The organism is Micromonospora craterilacus, assembly GCF_003236315.1.
Taxonomy (GTDB): Bacteria; Actinomycetota; Actinomycetes; order Mycobacteriales; family Micromonosporaceae; genus Micromonospora; species Micromonospora craterilacus.
Map to the genome: position 1 here is coordinate 31,904 of NZ_POTY01000015.1, position 16,393 is coordinate 48,296.

Annotated in this window: 13 protein-coding genes and 1 tRNA gene; 6 read left to right on the forward strand and 8 right to left on the reverse strand. The window is 70.8% G+C overall.

Annotated elements, in window-relative coordinates:
- Window positions 1-60: 60 nt before the first annotated feature.
- Window positions 61-1,512, forward strand: a complete 1,452-nt coding sequence (locus tag C1I95_RS04560) for a glycoside hydrolase family 3 N-terminal domain-containing protein (RefSeq protein WP_111212495.1) — start codon at window positions 61-63, stop codon at window positions 1,510-1,512.
- A 219-nt stretch (window positions 1,513-1,731) separates the two neighbouring features.
- On the opposite strand, the gene C1I95_RS04565 is transcribed toward C1I95_RS04560, so the two are convergent.
- Entirely contained in the window at window positions 1,732-2,391 is a 660-nt protein-coding gene (locus C1I95_RS04565) for a GNAT family N-acetyltransferase (protein ID WP_111212496.1), read from the reverse strand.
- Between the two features lie 171 nt (window positions 2,392-2,562).
- Here C1I95_RS04565 and C1I95_RS04570 point away from each other — a divergent pair, with 171 nt between their 5' ends.
- Together C1I95_RS04570 and C1I95_RS04575 are read left to right on the forward strand one after the other, a co-directional pair.
- Window positions 2,563-2,754, forward strand: coding sequence for a DNA repair protein (locus C1I95_RS04570; protein WP_111212497.1), 192 nt, complete (start codon window positions 2,563-2,565; stop codon window positions 2,752-2,754).
- 89 nt (window positions 2,755-2,843) lie between these two features.
- Window positions 2,844-3,362 (forward strand): hypothetical protein, encoded by a 519-nt coding sequence (locus C1I95_RS04575; protein WP_111212498.1) that lies wholly within the window; start codon window positions 2,844-2,846, stop codon window positions 3,360-3,362.
- Window positions 3,363-3,406: 44 nt separating this feature from the next.
- On the opposite strand, the gene C1I95_RS04580 is transcribed toward C1I95_RS04575, so the two are convergent.
- Together C1I95_RS04580 and C1I95_RS04585 are read right to left on the reverse strand one after the other, a co-directional pair.
- Window positions 3,407-4,138, reverse strand: coding sequence for a Clp protease N-terminal domain-containing protein (locus C1I95_RS04580; RefSeq protein WP_111212499.1), 732 nt, complete (start codon window positions 4,136-4,138; stop codon window positions 3,407-3,409).
- Between the two features lie 49 nt (window positions 4,139-4,187).
- The gene (locus C1I95_RS04585; protein ID WP_111212500.1) at window positions 4,188-4,931 is read right to left on the reverse strand and encodes a hypothetical protein; all 744 of its coding nucleotides are present in this window, start codon (window positions 4,929-4,931) and stop codon (window positions 4,188-4,190) included.
- Window positions 4,932-5,088: 157 nt separating this feature from the next.
- Here C1I95_RS04585 and C1I95_RS04590 point away from each other — a divergent pair, with 157 nt between their 5' ends.
- The gene (locus C1I95_RS04590) at window positions 5,089-6,336 is read left to right on the forward strand and encodes a glycoside hydrolase family 16 protein (protein ID WP_111212501.1); all 1,248 of its coding nucleotides are present in this window, start codon (window positions 5,089-5,091) and stop codon (window positions 6,334-6,336) included.
- A 147-nt stretch (window positions 6,337-6,483) separates the two neighbouring features.
- Here C1I95_RS04590 and C1I95_RS04595 read toward each other — a convergent pair whose 3' ends face one another.
- Window positions 6,484-9,420: a helix-turn-helix transcriptional regulator gene (locus tag C1I95_RS04595; RefSeq protein WP_111212502.1), complete on the reverse strand. Its 2,937-nt coding sequence runs from the start codon at window positions 9,418-9,420 to the stop codon at window positions 6,484-6,486.
- Between the two features lie 357 nt (window positions 9,421-9,777).
- On the opposite strand from C1I95_RS04595, the gene C1I95_RS04600 reads away from it, so the two are divergent.
- The gene (locus C1I95_RS04600; protein WP_111212503.1) at window positions 9,778-10,629 is read left to right on the forward strand and encodes a DUF72 domain-containing protein; all 852 of its coding nucleotides are present in this window, start codon (window positions 9,778-9,780) and stop codon (window positions 10,627-10,629) included.
- A 36-nt stretch (window positions 10,630-10,665) separates the two neighbouring features.
- On the opposite strand, the gene C1I95_RS04605 is transcribed toward C1I95_RS04600, so the two are convergent.
- Window positions 10,666-11,550, reverse strand: a complete 885-nt coding sequence (locus C1I95_RS04605) for a CE1 family esterase (protein ID WP_233513362.1) — start codon at window positions 11,548-11,550, stop codon at window positions 10,666-10,668.
- Window positions 11,551-11,672: 122 nt separating this feature from the next.
- Here C1I95_RS04605 and C1I95_RS04610 point away from each other — a divergent pair, with 122 nt between their 5' ends.
- Window positions 11,673-12,635, forward strand: coding sequence for an ArsR/SmtB family transcription factor (locus tag C1I95_RS04610; protein WP_111212504.1), 963 nt, complete (start codon window positions 11,673-11,675; stop codon window positions 12,633-12,635).
- Window positions 12,636-12,680: 45 nt separating this feature from the next.
- Here C1I95_RS04610 and C1I95_RS04615 read toward each other — a convergent pair whose 3' ends face one another.
- The 3 genes from C1I95_RS04615 to C1I95_RS04625 form a co-directional block, all read right to left on the reverse strand.
- Window positions 12,681-13,079: an effector-associated constant component EACC1 gene (locus tag C1I95_RS04615; protein ID WP_111212505.1), complete on the reverse strand. Its 399-nt coding sequence runs from the start codon at window positions 13,077-13,079 to the stop codon at window positions 12,681-12,683.
- A 13-nt stretch (window positions 13,080-13,092) separates the two neighbouring features.
- The gene (locus tag C1I95_RS04620; RefSeq protein WP_111212506.1) at window positions 13,093-15,228 is read right to left on the reverse strand and encodes a M48 family metalloprotease; all 2,136 of its coding nucleotides are present in this window, start codon (window positions 15,226-15,228) and stop codon (window positions 13,093-13,095) included.
- Window positions 15,229-16,117: 889 nt separating this feature from the next.
- Window positions 16,118-16,193, reverse strand: a tRNA-Lys gene (locus C1I95_RS04625).
- Between the last annotated feature and the right edge of the window lie 200 nt (window positions 16,194-16,393).

The window sequence follows — 16,393 nt, forward strand, 5'->3', positions numbered from 1 at the left end:
GCGGCTCTCCGCCGACCCGGTACGACCTCCGCGCCGGCCGGCACCGAGAGGAGAGATCACGTGGGGCTGGATCCAGGACTGCGCCGGCTCGCGCTGGGCACACTGCTGGCCGCGTACCCGGGACCGGTCCCGCCCGACTGGGCGGTCGACCTGGTCGCCGACGGGCTGGCCGGGCACACCCTGTTCGGCACGAACATCCACGATCCGGCGCAGGTTGCGGCCAGTACGGCCGCGCTGCGCGCCGGCCGGGCCGACGTCCTGATCGCCATCGACGAGGAGGGCGGCGACGTGACCCGGCTGGCGCACGCCACCGGCAGCCCGTACCCGGGCAACGCCGCGCTCGGCGCGATCGGCGACGTGGCGCTCACCCGCCGGGTCTACCAGGCCATCGGCGCGGAACTGGCCGCGCTCGGCATCAGCGTCAACCTGGCACCCACCGTCGACGTCAACAGCGCCGACGACAACCCGGTCATCGGCACCCGGTCGTTCGGCGCCGAGCCGGTCAGGGTCGCCGCGCACTCCGCCGCCGCCACCGCCGGCCTCCAGGCCGCCGGGGTGGCCGCCTGCGCCAAGCACTTCCCCGGCCACGGCGCCACGGTAGCCGACTCGCATTACGAACTGCCCACCGTGGACGTTTCACCCGACGTGCTGCGCCAGCGCGACCTGCCGCCGTTCGCCGCGGTGATCGCCGCCGGAGCGAAGGCGGTGATGACCGCGCACATCCGGGTGCCGGCGCTGACCGGCGACGGGCCGGCCACGTTCAGCCGCACCGTGCTGGTGGACCTGCTGCGCGACGAGTACGGCTTCACCGGCGCCGTGGTCACCGACGCGCTGGAGATGAAGGGCGCCGCGCTCGCCGCCGGCGGAATCGCACCCGGTGCCGTGCGGGCCCTGGCCGCCGGTGCGGACCTGCTCTGCATCGGCGCGAAGGTCGACGCCGGCCTGGTCGAGCGGGTGGCCGCCGAGATCGTGGCCGCGCTCGGCGACGGCCGGCTGGCCCGGGCCCGCGTCGAGCAGGCGGCCGGCCGCGCCGCCGAACTCGCCGCCTGGACCCGGGCCGCCGGCACGACCACCGGCACCCCCACCGACCTGGGGTACGCGGCGGCCCGCCGCGCCGTACGGGTGGAGGGCGTGCTGGCCGGCCTGGACCACCCCCTGGTGGTGCAGTTGCACGCCGCGTCCACCATCGCCGAGGGTCGGGTGCCGTGGGGCCTCGGGCCACACCTGAACGGCACCGAGGAGATCCGGGTGGTGGCCGCCGAGGCCGACCCGGACGCGCTGCGCCGACACGCCGGCACCCGCCCGATCGTGCTGGTCGGCCGGCACCTGCACCGCCTGCCCGGCGGCCCCGAGCTGGCCGCCACGCTGGCCGCCACGCACCCGGTGATCGTGGTGGAGATGGGCTGGCCGGCCAACTGGCGGCCGGTCGACGCACGGGCCTTCGTCACCACGTACGGCGCGAGCCACGCCAACGGCCGGGCCGCCGCCGAGGCGCTGGGCCTGACCGGCTGAGCCGGATCCCACGCTGCGTGACCTCGGACGGCCGACGCACCGGCGAGCATCGTTCCAGCTCAAGTCCACAATTCGACACCACAGAGCGCGCGGTGGCGACTTGCCGACCGACTGTCGAATACGTAGCGTGATCGGCATCGAGCCTCACACGGGCCTGGGGGGAGGCTGCGGACCGTGGATCCGGCCCGGGATCCACGGTCCGCGCCCTGCCGTCAGCGCTCAGCTGGGGTAGACCCCGTACGATCGCCAGCCCCGGTCCGGGAAGCCGGCCGCCTCGGCCACCCGGGCGGAGGCGGCGTTGCCCCGGTCGTGCAGGTAGGTCGGTATGGCGCCGTCGTCGAGCACCCGGCGGGCGGCCTGGGCGACCAGCCGCCGGGCCAGTCCCCGCCCCCGGGCGGCGGGCACCGTACCCACCGCCAGCTCGTGCCCGTGCCGGTCGTGGCGCTTGATCCCGACACCCGCCAGGTAGCGGCCCCGGTCGTCCCGGGCCACCAGCACGTCCTGGTCGAACAGGCGCAGCCAGGACGGCAGCCCGACGGTGCTGGGTGCAATCCACTCGCCGACGTCCGGCAGGGGCGCCGGCGCGACGCTCCACCGGAACACGTCGTCGTGGATCACCCAGTCGGGATGGCCGACCGCCGCCGGCAGGGCACGCAGCAGCTGGTCCGGCCGCCGGAGCAGGTCACGCACCGCCGCGACCCGGTCCGGGGGCACGGACAACACGGTGCTCGCCCCCGCGGTGACCGCGATCGCCGGGCGCAGCCGACCGTCCCAGGCCGGTCGGGCGCGCCGCGCCGACCCCACGACGTGCCGACCCGGGCCGGCCGGCCACTGCCCCAGCCAGGTCGCCAGGTGCAGGTGAAGCCGCCGGTCGAGCATCACCCACCTCCTGCGCCGTCGCTGCCGCCTCGACGCCGCTCACGGTACGGGGGGCGGGTCGGCAGGGCGAACCGATCCGGCGATGACCGCCCCGGGCGGGAACCCTATCCATCGATCAACCGTCATACCTAATTCCATACATGGACAAATTTCTTTGCAACGGTGGGGGTCATGCCGAATCAGCCGAACGACCGTTACCAGCAGGACATCGAGCGGATATGGCACGGTCGTACGGCCGCCGGACGCTTCCCGGCCCAGCCGCCGTACCGCGGCCACCGCACCGACGTCGGCGCCCTTTCCTGGCACGCGCTGAACGAACTGCCGGCGGGCACCTTCGCCCGGAGCCACCTCAACACCCTCTGACGCACGGCGAGCCAGCGCGGTCTTTCGCACACCTGTCGGGTAACGTCTTCTGGTCCTTTGACCGGGTTACGACAGGAGCTGCTGCGCACATGGGCAAGAAGACGATCCACGTCTCCGACTTCACCGGCACGGTGCTGCGACCCGACGACGAGGCCGTCCGCATCGTCGTCCTGGAGCACCCTGACCTGGTGGCCGGGCCCGTGCAGCTGGACGCGACACCGGTCGAGGTGGAGAGCATCGACGACGCCGCGCTGGACGTGGCGGTGGTCGAGATCCACGACCGGCACGGCCACGGCGAACCGCGTCGGGTGGTGCTGACCGCGAGCGAGTTCGACGCCATGGCCACCGACGTGCCGATGGCGCAACTGCTGAAGACCGCTGAGCGGGTACGCCCGCCGAAGACGCGCCGCAGTGCCGAGAAGATCGACTACGGCACTGTCGAGCACGCGGGCAAGCCGCACCGGGGTCGGGTCACCGAGGAGGAGGCCCAGTTGGTGCGCGAGCGGCTCGACGAGGTCAACAAGCGCCTCGCCGACGCCGGGCTGCGCCAGATCGACCCGGCCGACCCGGAGCACGCCGCCCGGTACGACTTCCCCACCGCGTCCTGACCACCGAGAGACCGTCGATCACCGTCCGATCGGCGGTCTCTCTCCTACTCCGTCGGGAAGGCCTGGATCCGGGCGAGGGTCGCCACGATGTTCGCCTCGGTGGCGGCCTTGTCGACGCCGAGGCCGGTGAGCACGCCCTCGCCGTCCTCCTGCTCCAGCAGCGCCAGCAGGATGTGCTCGGTGCCGATGTAGTTGTGCCCCAGCCGCAGCGCCTCGCGGAAGGTCAACTCCAGCGCCTTCTTGCCCGCCGCGTCGTACGGGATGAGCTCGGGCGCCTCACCCGACGACGCCGGCAGCGCGGCGGTGGCCGCCTCGCGCACCGCCTCCACCGACACGCCGCCGGCGGCCAGCGCCTTCACGGCCAGCGCCTCCGGCTCAGCGAGCAGGCCGAGCACCAGGTGAACCGGGCCGATCTCGGCGTTGCCGGCGGCCCGGGCCTCGTTCTGCGACGCCATCACGACGTTACGGGCCCGCGGGGTGAAGCGGCTGAACCCCTGTTGCGGGTCCAGCGGTGCGGCGTCGGCCCGGGGCACGAAACGCTTCTGCGCGGCCTGCTTGCTCACTCCCATGCTGCGGCCGATCTCGGTCCACGAGGCCCCGGATCGCCGGGCCTGGTCGACGAAGTGGCCGATCAGGTGGTCGGCGATCTCGCCGATGTGGTCGGCCACCATGACCGCGTCGGTGAGCTGGTCGAGGGCGTCGGAGTGGGCCTTCTTGATGGCCTCGATCAGTTCGTCGAGGCGGACCGGATTGCTCATCTGGACAGGATTCGTCATGCGTCAACTCTAGGTTGACGGCACGTCACCGTCAACCTCCGGTTGACGGTCACCGGAGGTCGAACGAGCGCCGCCGCTGCGCTCGCCACCGCGCCTCGGCCGCGTCGGCGAGCGCCCGGACCCGGTCATTCTCGGCGGCCAGGCCCGGACGGTGCACGACCCGACCCGATTCGCGCCAGGCGAAGAAGACCAGCGCGACCACCCCGGCCACCGCGAACGACCACCCCGCGACGACGGGCGGATCGAGGAGCGCCCAGCCAACCAGGGCGAGCAGCGCCAGCCCGAAGCCGCCGCAACCGAGCAGGCCGAAGAACGCCGCGTACGGCGAGCGGGCCGCAGGCAGCCGGCGCACCCGCCGGCGATGGTTCACCGGCACCGGATCCCAGAGCACCATCCCGTACGCCGCAAGGAACTCCGGCGCGAGCGGCCGGTCGGCGAGGCCACCCGGCTCGGGGCCGCCGGCCGGCACGCCACCCGGCCACCCCCACTGGCGGTAGCCGGCGACGTCGGCGACGGTCACCCGACGCCGACCTTGCGCCTTGGCCGCCCGTCGGTGCCGGCCGAACCGGTCCACCTCCGCCAACCACACGGCCCGGCTGGCCTCCAGCGCGGACACGGCGGCCGCGAGCGCCGCCGGGTCGTCGAACGAGCCGAACCGCGCCCGCAGGTGATCCAGGGTCTGCCGGAGCCCGTAGGGCGCATACCGGCCCAGGCACCGCCGCCAGGCCAGCACCCGCTGCTGCCGCGGCAGCGTCTGGTCGCGTACGTCCCGCGCGTCTTTGGCGAAGCCCACGGTCCAGCACCGTACCGACGACCGGCCCAGGGGCAACCCAAATGATCGTTGTTAACAACCTTGACTAAAGCTCAACAAATCGACAGACTGCGATAAAGAGAGCGCTCTCCCGCCTCGCCGGGGCGCTGCCTCATCCGTCCACCCCAAGGAGATCACCGTGTCCGCCATCTCCCGCAGGCTCCGACGGGGAGCCGCCGTCCTCGCCGCGGCCGTCGTCGCCAGCGTGCTCGTCGTACCCGTGAACACCGCGCCGGCCGCCGCTGCCATCGGCGGCCTCACCTGGCAGGACGAGTTCAACGCGCCGGCCGGCACGCCGGTCGACCAGTCCCGGTGGCGCTTCGACATCGGCGGCGGCGGCTGGGGCAACAACGAGCGGCAGTACTACACCAACAGCACCAGCAACGCGGTGCACGACGGGCAGGGCAACCTGGTCATCACCGCCCGCCGGGAGAACCCGGCCAACTACCAGTGCCACTACGGCCGGTGTGAGTACACCTCGGCCCGGCTGCTGACCGCCGCCACCTTCACCCAGGCGTACGGCCGGTTCGAGGCGCGCATCAAGATCCCACGTGGCCAGGGCATCTGGCCGGCCTTCTGGATGCTCGGCAACAACATGGGCAGCGTCGGCTGGCCCGCCGCCGGCGAGATCGACATCATGGAGAACATCGGCCGGGAGCCCAACACCGTCCACGGCACCATCCACGGGCCGGGCTACTCCGGCGGCGGCGGGATCGGCGGCAGCCGCACCATCGGTCAGCCGCTGGCCGACACGTTCCACACCTACCGGGTGGACTGGGAACCGAACATCATCCGCTGGTACCTCGACGGCCAGGAGTTCTTCCGGGTCGACCCGAGCCGGCTCGGCGGCAACCGCTGGGTGTTCGACCACCCGTTCTTCATGATCCTCAACGTCGCGGTCGGCGGTAACTGGCCCGGCTACCCCGACGGCTCCACCCAGTTCCCGCAGCAGATGCTGGTCGACTACGTCCGGGTCTACAGCTACGTCCCGGACGGCAACTCCGGCACCACCCGGATCCGGGGCCAGCAGAGCGGCCGGTGCATCGACATCCCCAGCGCCAACCCGTACGACGGCGCACCGTTGCAGGTCTGGGACTGCAACACCACCGCCGCGCAGGCGTGGACCTTCGCCGCCGACGGCACCATCCGCGCCATGGGCAAGTGCATGGACCCGGCCTGGGCCGGCACCGCCAACGGCACCGAGGTCAACCTCGTCACCTGCAACGGCAACCCGGCCCAACGCTTCACCCTCAACGGCAACGGAGACCTGGTCAACCTCAACGCGAACCGGTGCGTCGACGTACGGGACAACAACCCGAACAACGGCGGCCGGCTCCAACTCTGGGACTGCGCCGGCACCCCCAACCAGAAGTGGTCCCGGGCCTGACCGCACCGCCGTCCGACGTTCGTGGGCTCACCGCCGTCCGGCGGTGAGCCCACGCGGCCTTCCCGCCCGTACGAGTCGGTGACGGGCACGGATGGGTAGTAGCCCGTGCGGTCACGAGGTGCGGGAGGCAACGTGGACGACGCTCGCTCAGCCGCCCGCCGTGGAACCCGCCGCCGAACCCACCGGGGAATCGGTGCCGACGACGAACCTGGCGATCTCCTGACGTGATCGACAACCGAGCTTCATCAGGATGTGGGACATATGAGTCTGCACGGTGTTGCGGGACAGGTACAGCTCGGCCGCGATCGCCGGGTTGGATCGGCCAGCCGCTGCGAGCTTCGCCACCGTGACCTCGGACCGGGTCAACGCTTCCCAACCGGTACTTGCCCTCAACCGGGCTCCCCGAGCGCTGCGCCGTACGCCGAACCTCCGCACGCGCGCCTGAGCTCGACGGATGTCCCGGTGGGCGTCGAGATTCGCGTAGATGTCGAGCGCATCGGAGAGGGCGGCCCGGGCCCCGACGAGATCCCGGGCGCGTGCGAGTGCCTCGGCCGCGTCCTCGAGTGCCTCCCCCCGCGAGTGGGCACGCCCGGCCCGGGCGTACTCGTCGGCCGCGGCCATCAGGTGTGTCGCGTCCTGGTTGACCAGCCCTCGGCAGTGGCTCGCCGCCGCCAGCTTCGAGGGTTCCGGCCGCTGGGTTGCCTCGGTGATACACGCCGACGCGGCAACCTCGGCGATGTCCCGGCGACCGAGGTCGATCGCGAGCCGGACAACGGCCGTGATCAGCACGCACCGATGGGAGGTCAGATTTGGGAACGTATCGGATCCATCTGGATCGAGCAGGGCGAGGAACAGCGCAAGGGCCTCGTCCGGGCGCCCTTCCCGCTCCTCGATCAACGCCCGAGCAGCGCGCAGATTCTCCGAGAACCCTGCCGTGTCGACGGCCAACTCCGTGCCTGCGGCCAGGTATCTCTCGAGTAGTGCGTCGTCGCCACGGTGCACCGCGATCAACGCGCCGATGCCGGCGAGCATCACCCGAGTCGCGTTCCGCGGCCCGACAGTGTCGAGTACGGCATCGAGCTCGGGAAGGGCGTCATCCCACCGTCCGCCGAGGAAGTTGAACTCGGCCGCCTGCGTCCGTAGCCCGGCGAGGCGCATCGGACTGCCCATCCGCTCGGCCAAGGCCAGTGCCTGTCCCAGTGCCCGCATGGCTTCGTCCAGACGACCGAGGTTCCACAATGCGCTGGCCTGAGTCGAGCCGAACAACAGCCGCACCTCGGTCGATGCCGGATCGTCACCGACAATCGCCATACCCCGCTCGGCCACCTCCAGTGCGGCGACCGAGTCGTCCTTGGCGATGCCCGTGGCGCGGGCCAAGGACCACAGGGCCCAGCCGACGGCAAGCCGGTCAGCCGCCTGCTCGCCCTCGCTCTCGGCCTGCCGAGCCATCGCGAGGGACTCGTCGAACCGGCCCAGGACCGTGAGGCTTGCGGCGTTCAGGGCGAGCGTTCGGGCTCGCCAGTTGGCCGGCAACCGCGCCCCGGCAAGTGCCGTCTGACCGAGCTCCAGTGCGTCCTGGTGTAGACCATTGAGCATGAACGCGTAGACGCGCAACCAGGTCATCCGCCCGATCACCTGGGGATCGGCCACGTCAATCAGCAGCGGGACCGCGACCCGGTGGAACTCCGCGTAGTCGGCCATGTTGAAGAGTCCGTCGGCCAGATGCGACTCGATCACGAGCCGGCGTGGGTCACGTTGATCGGCCTGCGCAAGGACCCGGTGCAGCAGTTCGACGGCAACCTGCGGCGCACGCATCGTCATCGAGGGCGCCACCCGGATGAGCCAGTCCAGCACCCAGTGGTCGACCGGACCTGGTGCCGACTGGATGTGAGTGACCACATTCTCCGCCGGCTCACCGCCGTCAGCCAGCGTTCGAGCCGCCTGCCGGTGCAGCGCGTGCCGCGTGGCGGCCGGAGTGGATTGGTACAGGGCGTGGTGGATCAGCACGTGCCGAAACCCGGTGGCCTCGTCCATGTCGGCCAGCACACCCGCCGAGATCGCCTCCTCGATCACCTCGGCCAGGGCCATCGTCGACTCGGCCGTCAGGGCGCTGAGCTGCTCCAGCCGGAACTCCACACCCAACACGGCTGCCGCCCGCAGCACGCGGGTGGTGGGCCCGGCCAGGTAGCCCAGCCCGGCCGTGATCGCGGCGGTCAGCGACTTGGGCGCCGAGGCGTCCCCGTCGGTAAGCTCGAGCGTCTGATCGTCGGCGAGCCGGACCCGCTCGCCTTTCATGAGCGCGCCGAGCAGTTCCCGCACGTACAAGGGATTGCCGGCTGCCCTCCGGACGAGTGCCCGAAGTCCCGCTCCCGGAGGGGCCGACGCGATCTGGCGGACGAGCCGGTCGACCTGCTCGTCGTCGAGCGGTTCGAGGGAAATGCAGACGCCTCCGGCAGCGGATACCTGACGGCGGAGCCGGTCGATCTCCTCCCGCCTGGGGATGCGGCGGGCCGCCGCCACCAGCAGCAACGGCATCTGCTGCGTAGCCTCGGCGAGCCTGCCCCACACCGCCAGGGTGGCATCGTCCGCCCATTGCATGTCGTCGATCGCCAGGACAACCGGTCCTGACGCGCACATGCGATCCACGAGGAGGATCAGCATTTCTGCGGCGGCTGTCACGGCGTTGCCGGAGCTGTCCGGGCCCGCTCCGCGGCCCCACAGCCGGTCGGCGATGTCGGCCCGGTCGGAGTCGGTCACCGTCGGATAAATGCGCAGAGCATCGAGGAACGCACGCAACGGGAAGAAGTCGACGGTGTCCGTGTTGCGGGCCTCGAACAGGCGACTGCCCACGATGTCAATCCTGCTGAGCGCTTCGGCCAGAAACACCGTCTTTCCGATGCCGGGCTCACCTTCCACCCAGACTGGTCGGCCTCGACCGCGAGCGAGGTCCTTGACGACCGCGTCGAAGACCGCGAGCGGCGCCTCGCGGCCGATCAGAATGACCGGCGCCGTTGGCCGGGACCGCGCCACAGGCCGATCCGACGTCAGCCGGTCGTCCATGCTGCCCGCGAAACGGTCCGGCACAGTCGCCTCCTCGCCAATCTCGGCGAGTCATTCTAATACTCCAGCCGCTGGGTGCCCGGTCAGCCGCGTACCGCATCCCGTTCACGATCCCGCGTACCTCGACGCCGCCGTCGGCCCGGTCGGTCACCGTCACCGCGAGGTGCCCGCCGGCCGGTGCCAGTCTCCCGTTCGATCGCCCCGAGTCTGGCTGTCTGTCGACCCGTACTCCGGTTGAGAGCCCCGGACGGTTCGATCGCTCGGCGAATCTCCCCGGACCGGATACGGTACGTCGGCGGATTGGACCATCCGGTCGGCCACCCGGCGGTCACGGACTGCGGTAGCCGGCCGTCACGGACTGCGGTAGGAGGAGCGGCGGAAATGCACCTGCACGTCGGGTGTGCGATGTGGACGCACCGGTCGTGGCAGGGCCGGCTGTTGGCGCATCCCCTGCCGGCGCACGAGCGGCTGCGGCACTACGCCGGCTGGTGCGACGCGGTCGAGGGCAACACCACCTTCTACGCCACACCCGCCCGGGACACGGTGGCCGGCTGGGCGCAGCAGACCGACCCCGACTTCCGGTTCGTGGTCAAGCTGCCGAAAGTGGTGACGCACGAACGTCGCCTCACCGAGGTCACCGAGCCGATGCGGGTCTTCCTGGACGCGATCGAGCCGCTCGGCCCGCGCGCCCACGCCCTATGGGTCCAGCTGCCCGGCTCGTTCGGGCCGGACGACGTACCCACGCTGGCCCGTTTCCTGCGCCGGCTGCCCGCCGCCCACCGGTCCGCCGTGGAGGTCCGCCATCCGGCGTTCTTCACCGACCCGCGTTCGACACGGCAGTTGGAATCTACGCTCGCCGACGCGGACGCGGAGTGGATCCCGTTCGACACCACCGCATTCTTCGCCAACCCACCGACCAGCGACGCCGAACGGGACGCGTGGACCAAGAAACCCCGGATGCCGTTGCGCACGGCGGCGCTGACCGACCGGCCGATCGTCCGGTACCTCGGGCGTGACGACCCGGACCGGACCGTCGAGGGCTGGGGCCGCTGGCTCGACATCACCGCCGGCTGGCTGCGCGAGGGCCGCTCCCCGACCGTGTTCATCCACACCCCGGACAATGCCGACGCGCCCACCCTCGCCCGCCGCTTCCACGACGAGGTAAGCACCCGGGTACCCGGGCTGGCGCCGCTGCCCGAGCCGATCCCGGTCGAGCCCACCACCCTCTTCTGATCGCCCCTGCCGCGCGCCGGCCGCCGGCGACGGCGATCACCGCTGCCGGGGGTGGGCAGCGAAGAACTTCCAGATCAGCTCGGTGGCCGTCACCCCGGCGTCGGGTGCCGCCATCGCGCCGCCGGACGCACCGGGCCAGGAGTGCCCCATGCTCTCGATCACGTACACCTCGACGTCGCTGCCGTCGGCGCAGCGCGCCCGAGTGAGCGTGCTGTCGGCGGCCGGCGGAGTCGGCGCCGGCGTGACCAGGGTGCAGCGCAACCGGTCCTGCCACACGCCGACCCCGGTCCGGAACTGCTCGGCGTACCGGTCCTGACCCCCGATGAAGGTAATCACCGAGACCGGTTGCCTCGACACGTAGTCGGTGGCGGCGGCCCGCTCGCCGATGAATCCGCCACTGACCACACCGATCGCCGCGAACGTGCCGCTCGCCTCGACCGCCGCGCGGAAACTCAGGTCACCGCCGTTGGAGATGCCGGTCAGGTACACCCGGTGCGGGTCGACCCGACCGGTGCCGACCAGGTGCTCGGCAAGCGCGACGAGGAACCCGACATCGTCCGCGGAGCCGCAGCAGACCAGGGCGTTGAACCCGCCGCCGATGCCATCGGGGTAGGCGACCAGGAAGTTCTCCCGGGCGGCCACCTCGTCCAGGCCGATCAGCCGGCTCATCTCCACCCCGCTGCTCGGGTACGGATGCAGCGCGATCACCAGCGGCACCGGTGTGGCCGGGTCGTACCCGGCCGGCACGTGCAGCCGGTACTCGCGGTTGGCCCCGCCATGGTCCAGCGTCAGTTCGTGCTGCCCCGGCCCCGTCGACACGTCGGCGGGGCCGGACGACACCGGCCTGGACGCCGACGGCGTGGACAACGGCCCCACGTCGCCGCCACACGCCGCCACCCCCGCCAGCAAACTGATCGTCACGCACCAACCGGCTACCCGACGCAACAGCCAACCCTCCCCGTACTGGTCCGGCCACCATCGCCAGCGCGTCAGCACGGGGTCAACCCTTTCGGCGTACGCCGAAATGCTGGCAACCTTGACCTGTGATCAGCCTGCGGCTCGGCGCGGTGGACCTGGCCCGGATCCGGTTCAGCGACCGCCCGCACCCGGTCGGCACCGCGATCCTGGCCTACCAGGCGCTGCGCGATCCGGCCCAGGCGGCGCTGATGCCCGATCTGGCCGCCCGCGCCGGAGCGGTCACGGCGACCACCGGCCCGCTGCGACACCTGTTGCCGGCCCGCGGCCTGCTGCCCGACTTCCTCACCCCCTATGGGGGAATCGAGTCGGTGGCCGCCGGCATCGAGTCGATCCGGGCCACACCACGGCGTCGGATCACCACCGAACTCACCGACACGTACGCGAACCTGCCGCCCAGCCCATGGCGACGGCGCCTGGTCGCCGCCGATCCGCAGGTGCTCGACCTGCTGACCACGGCCCTGCACCGCTACTTCGACGCGGTCCTCGCGCCGACCTGGTCACACCTGACGCTCAGCCACCAGGACCAGGTCACCCGCTCCGCGCAGACGTACGCCCGATCCGGGGTGGACGGACTGCTCGCCGGCCTGCACCCGGCGATCCGGTGGCGGCCGCCCGTACTGGAGATCGACAGTTGGTGGAGCGCGGAGCTGCCCGGCACCGGCGAGGGGATCCTCCTTGTACCCAGTCCGCTGACCGGCCTGCGCCCACGCGTCCTGGTCCAGCCGGGACGGCCGGTGCTGCTCGTCTACCCGGCCCCGGCACCCGTCGGGTCGCCCCCGCGCGGGCCCGACCCGCTCGCCCGGCTCCTCGGGCACACCCGCGCGGCGGTGCTCCGCTGGCTCGCCGAGCCCGGTCGACACACCACGACCACCCTGGGTCGGCAGGCGGGGATCAGCATCTCGTCCGCCTCCGAGCACACCGCCGCGCTGCGCGCCGCCGGGTTGGTCCACAGCGACCGGGCCGGCGGCGCCATGGTCCACCGGCTCACCCCGCTCGGCCTCCACCTGCTCGCCCAGAACGCGCGGTAGCCGCCCCGCCCCCTGCGCGAGGGACGCGTCCAGGCCCCGGAGGCGCTAAATGGTGTCGTCCGGGCCGGTGTCGCGGTTCTCCTGCATCGTCCGGGTGACCTGGTCCAGCAACTGCTTGGGATCGGTCCGGCCGGTCACCTGCACCTCCACCTCCGCCTCGCCGATCCGCATGCGGACGGTGGCACCGCTGGGCTGCTGACTGATCCAGGTCTGGAGCAGGGCGAAGAGGCCGGGCAACAGACTCTGCGCCACCACCGCGATGATGACCGCCTCGCTGAAGCCGGCCCGCCCGCCGCCGGCACGTCCGCCCAGGTCCCGCACCCCGGTACGGAACTCGGGGCGGCGATGGATCCAGTCGATGAGCGAGACCTGGGCCGGCTGCCGGAGATCTGTGATCATCTGTAGCCGTACGGGCTGCCTCGCGGGCGAGTACGCGTCGGTCATCGGCTGCTCCTGTTCAATCGTCGATGCCAGGCTGGAACGAGAGCTGCTCCCCAGCGACGGTGACGAACCCGGTGACGCCGTACGAGTAGTTCTCGGTGAACGGAGTCGCTCCGAAGTAGGACTGGTAGGTCCCGCTCACCTGGACCCGGCCTCGCGCCTCGTAGGGCGTCGTGACCTGCGCGCCGGCCGGGCCGAGCACATCGATCTGCACCGAGGGGTACTGACTGATCGTCCACTTGATCTTTTCGGCATCCTGATAGCCGTTGAGCCGGAAGGGGCAGCCCTGCGGCGCGGCTACGGCCTGCTGAGCGCAGTCGTCGAGATACTTCTTCACCTGCTCGTCGATGCTGCTCCGGGCCGTGGACTTCAGCGCTGGGACGACTTGGACCGGAGTCTCGTAGTCGGAGCCGGGAAGCACGGTCACGGTCTGCGGTGCCGTCTCGCTGAGCGGGTTGGACGCCACGCTGACAACGTGGACACCCGGCACGGAGAGCACCGACTGCACCTGCGGGCTCTCGCCCGCCGGCACCGCAACTGGCACCGGCACCCCGTCGATCAGAAGGCCCTGCTGACCTACGTCGACGGAGATGGCGGAGATCCCGTCGGCGATGTGCCAGCCCTTGAAGACACCGAGCGTCGACTCGCGGTCGCGGCGGAGCATCAGCTCAGCCTCCGTCCGGTTGCCGCCGATCACGAACGAGACCTTGGCGGTCGCTTCGTCGTCCTTCCGGTCGATCGCCTCGATCTCGATGTCGGTCGGCGGCTGGTAGTCGGCCGACTTGATTCTCTCGACGAAGAGGTCGTCGTTCGACACCGCCGCCTTGGACTCCGAACTCAGCCACCCGGCAAGGTCGTCCACGTCACGGTCCGCCAGGGCCGAGAAGTACCCCTTGACGGCAGCCTCCGGCCGGAAGAATCCCCACTGCACGACACCGAGCAGGCTGGAGAGCAGGCAGACGGACAGCAGAGCGGCACCACCGATGATGGCCGGGCGCCGCATATCGATCGGGTCGTCTCCGCCGAAGAGTTCCGCGGTGCCGACCACCCGCCTCGGCGGCGTGCCCGGTCCGGCGGCGTCACCCTCCGCCTGCAACCTCTCCAGCCGATCCAGGCGCAATTCGTTCGGCGGGTGCTCGGCGCAGACAGCTTCGTCCCAGCCACTGCGCCCGCTCTCGAACGACTTGCGGCGCTCAAGGATGGCCCGCAGACCCTCGGCGTGCCCGGCTACCACCGCACCCATGTCCGCCCGGTACTCCGCCGCTCGGACATCCGCTCGATGCAGCGGCTGCACCAGGTACTTCATGGTCAGCAGGACCGGCCAGAAGACGATGAAGACGAACAGGTTCGTGGCCGGGTGGGGAAACCTCCGCATCAGCCAGGTCGGCACGGCATGCACAAGGACGAGCGGCAGCCCGACCCCCCGGACGAAGGCCGAGGTGATCTCATCACCGGTACGCCAGTGCACCAACTCATGGCTGAGCAGCGCGGCGATCTCCTCCCGCGGATCGGTGAGCAGACCGGTGCTGACGACGATGTGCCGGGCATAGGTGCGCGCATTCGTGCTGACCAGGTCGTCCTCGACCAGCAGCCGCGGCACACCTGGCAGGCCGAGCCGTTGCGCACAGTCGTGCAGGATCGGCATGATCAGTTCCGCCTCGCGGCGGCTGAGATCGCGCGCGCCCGACACCCGCAGCAGCCGATGTTCCAGCAGCACCCGGTACAGGGTGTAGAGCAACCCCACCAGAATGGCCGCAGCCGCTATTCCGGCCAGCTCGGCGAGCAGGGACACGCCGTTGTCCACTTCCCTGAACCGGAGGACCGGCACGAGCAGCAGGCCGGCCAGGAACGCGAGCGCGGCACCGACGAAACCGCCGATCGCACCACCCGACTGCTGGAGGAAGGAACTGATCAAGCCCCCGACGATCGGGGCGTCCCGAACCACCTCTGGGATCTGATCCTCGAGGATTCCGCCGCCGGTGAACGAAAAGACAAGGCCGGTGACCACCGCGGACACCACCGCGGTGAACAACGCCACCGGCACGTAGAACCACGCGGCGACGAAGGAGCCGAGCACACCGCGCCAGTCACGCAGGATCCCGACGCGCAGCCAGACGAGCGCGTTCGGATAGCCGGGCGGACGGTTGGCCAACCGCCCACCTTCGTGTTCAGGGCGGGTGGCGTCGCCGCCGGCATCGGACGGCCGCGCCGATGGCAGGGAAGAACCATCGACCACCTGATTCCGCTGGTCGGCGGAAGGCGGCACCGCATCAGGATCGTGCTGCTGCACGCGAACTCCTTCATGAAGCCGAACAGGGCAAATGGCGACCCGGTTCGCTCGGAACTGATTTCCGCGAGCAGGTAGCGGGCCGCGTTTCGCTCGAAGAATCAATCCGCGGTAGGGGCAGACCCTACTCCGATCGATGTCTCCCCGCTATCCGGCAACGCAGCGATACTTCCTCAGCTGACCCGGACTTCCGGGCAGTTGGTACAGAGTGGACAGTCTCAGTCCGGCGAACAGCGAGTAGAAGGTCTGAAGCCGGCACGGATCGCCAGGGCAACCACATCAAGCCCACCCACGCGTTCACGGCACCGGCAGTTGGTGCGCGAACTGCCGACTGGCAGCGCCGGCTACGGCTGACGTTGGCAATCTTGGACAGTTTCCGTTAGCTGCTAACGGAAACTGTCCAAGAATGGCGCCTCCGGCGTCCCGCTCAAGCCGACACCGCCTCGTGGTGCCGGGTCGCGGTGCCGGGTCGCCCAAGGCGTTTTAGAAAGACGCACAATAAGCCATGGGCCGACGATCTTGTCACCCTGGCTGGCACCATCCGCGAATGCCGCTCGACAGCAGCCGGCAGGCCGAGCCCACGGGCCTTCGACCGGCTCTGGCGAGCTCGCTTACGTCTTTCTGGCCCCAGATGTGGCCCTCGGGCCATGGAGCTCCGATCGCTCCCGAGCACCCGCCGAGCGACCAGCCACCACCGGCGTACGCGAAAAAGGCCCCTACTGGCAGAGAACTACCAGGTAAGGGCCTTGCTCGTTGGTGCGCCGCCAGGGACTCGAACCCCGAACCCGCGGATTAAGAGTCCGCTGCTCTGCCAGTTGAGCTAGCGGCGCTCGTTGGCAACGGGGAGAACCCTAGCACGCCCTCTGAGCCGGGTTCCAATCCGATACCCGGGTCCTCCCTTCGGCTGAGCTTCTCGGACATTTGGCGAGAACGGGGCACAAGGCTTGGGATGGGCTGATGCCAGACGGCGACCATGCGGCACGATGTCCGCCAGGTGCGTGAGACAGGGGTGGGGATGGGCAGGTTCGCG

What these genes read in the sequence shown, in the direction of transcription:
- C1I95_RS04565 (WP_111212496.1), bottom strand. Translation starts at nt 2,391, where the DNA reads ATGCTCGACCGGCGGCTTCACCTGCACCTGGCGACCTGGCTGGGGCAG.
- C1I95_RS04570 (WP_111212497.1), top strand. Translation starts at nt 2,563, where the DNA reads ATGCCGAATCAGCCGAACGACCGTTACCAGCAGGACATCGAGCGGATA.
- C1I95_RS04575 (WP_111212498.1), top strand. Translation starts at nt 2,844, where the DNA reads ATGGGCAAGAAGACGATCCACGTCTCCGACTTCACCGGCACGGTGCTG.
- C1I95_RS04580 (WP_111212499.1), bottom strand. Translation starts at nt 4,138, where the DNA reads ATGACGAATCCTGTCCAGATGAGCAATCCGGTCCGCCTCGACGAACTG.
- C1I95_RS04600 (WP_111212503.1), top strand. Translation starts at nt 9,778, where the DNA reads ATGCACCTGCACGTCGGGTGTGCGATGTGGACGCACCGGTCGTGGCAG.
- C1I95_RS04615 (WP_111212505.1), bottom strand. Translation starts at nt 13,079, where the DNA reads ATGACCGACGCGTACTCGCCCGCGAGGCAGCCCGTACGGCTACAGATG.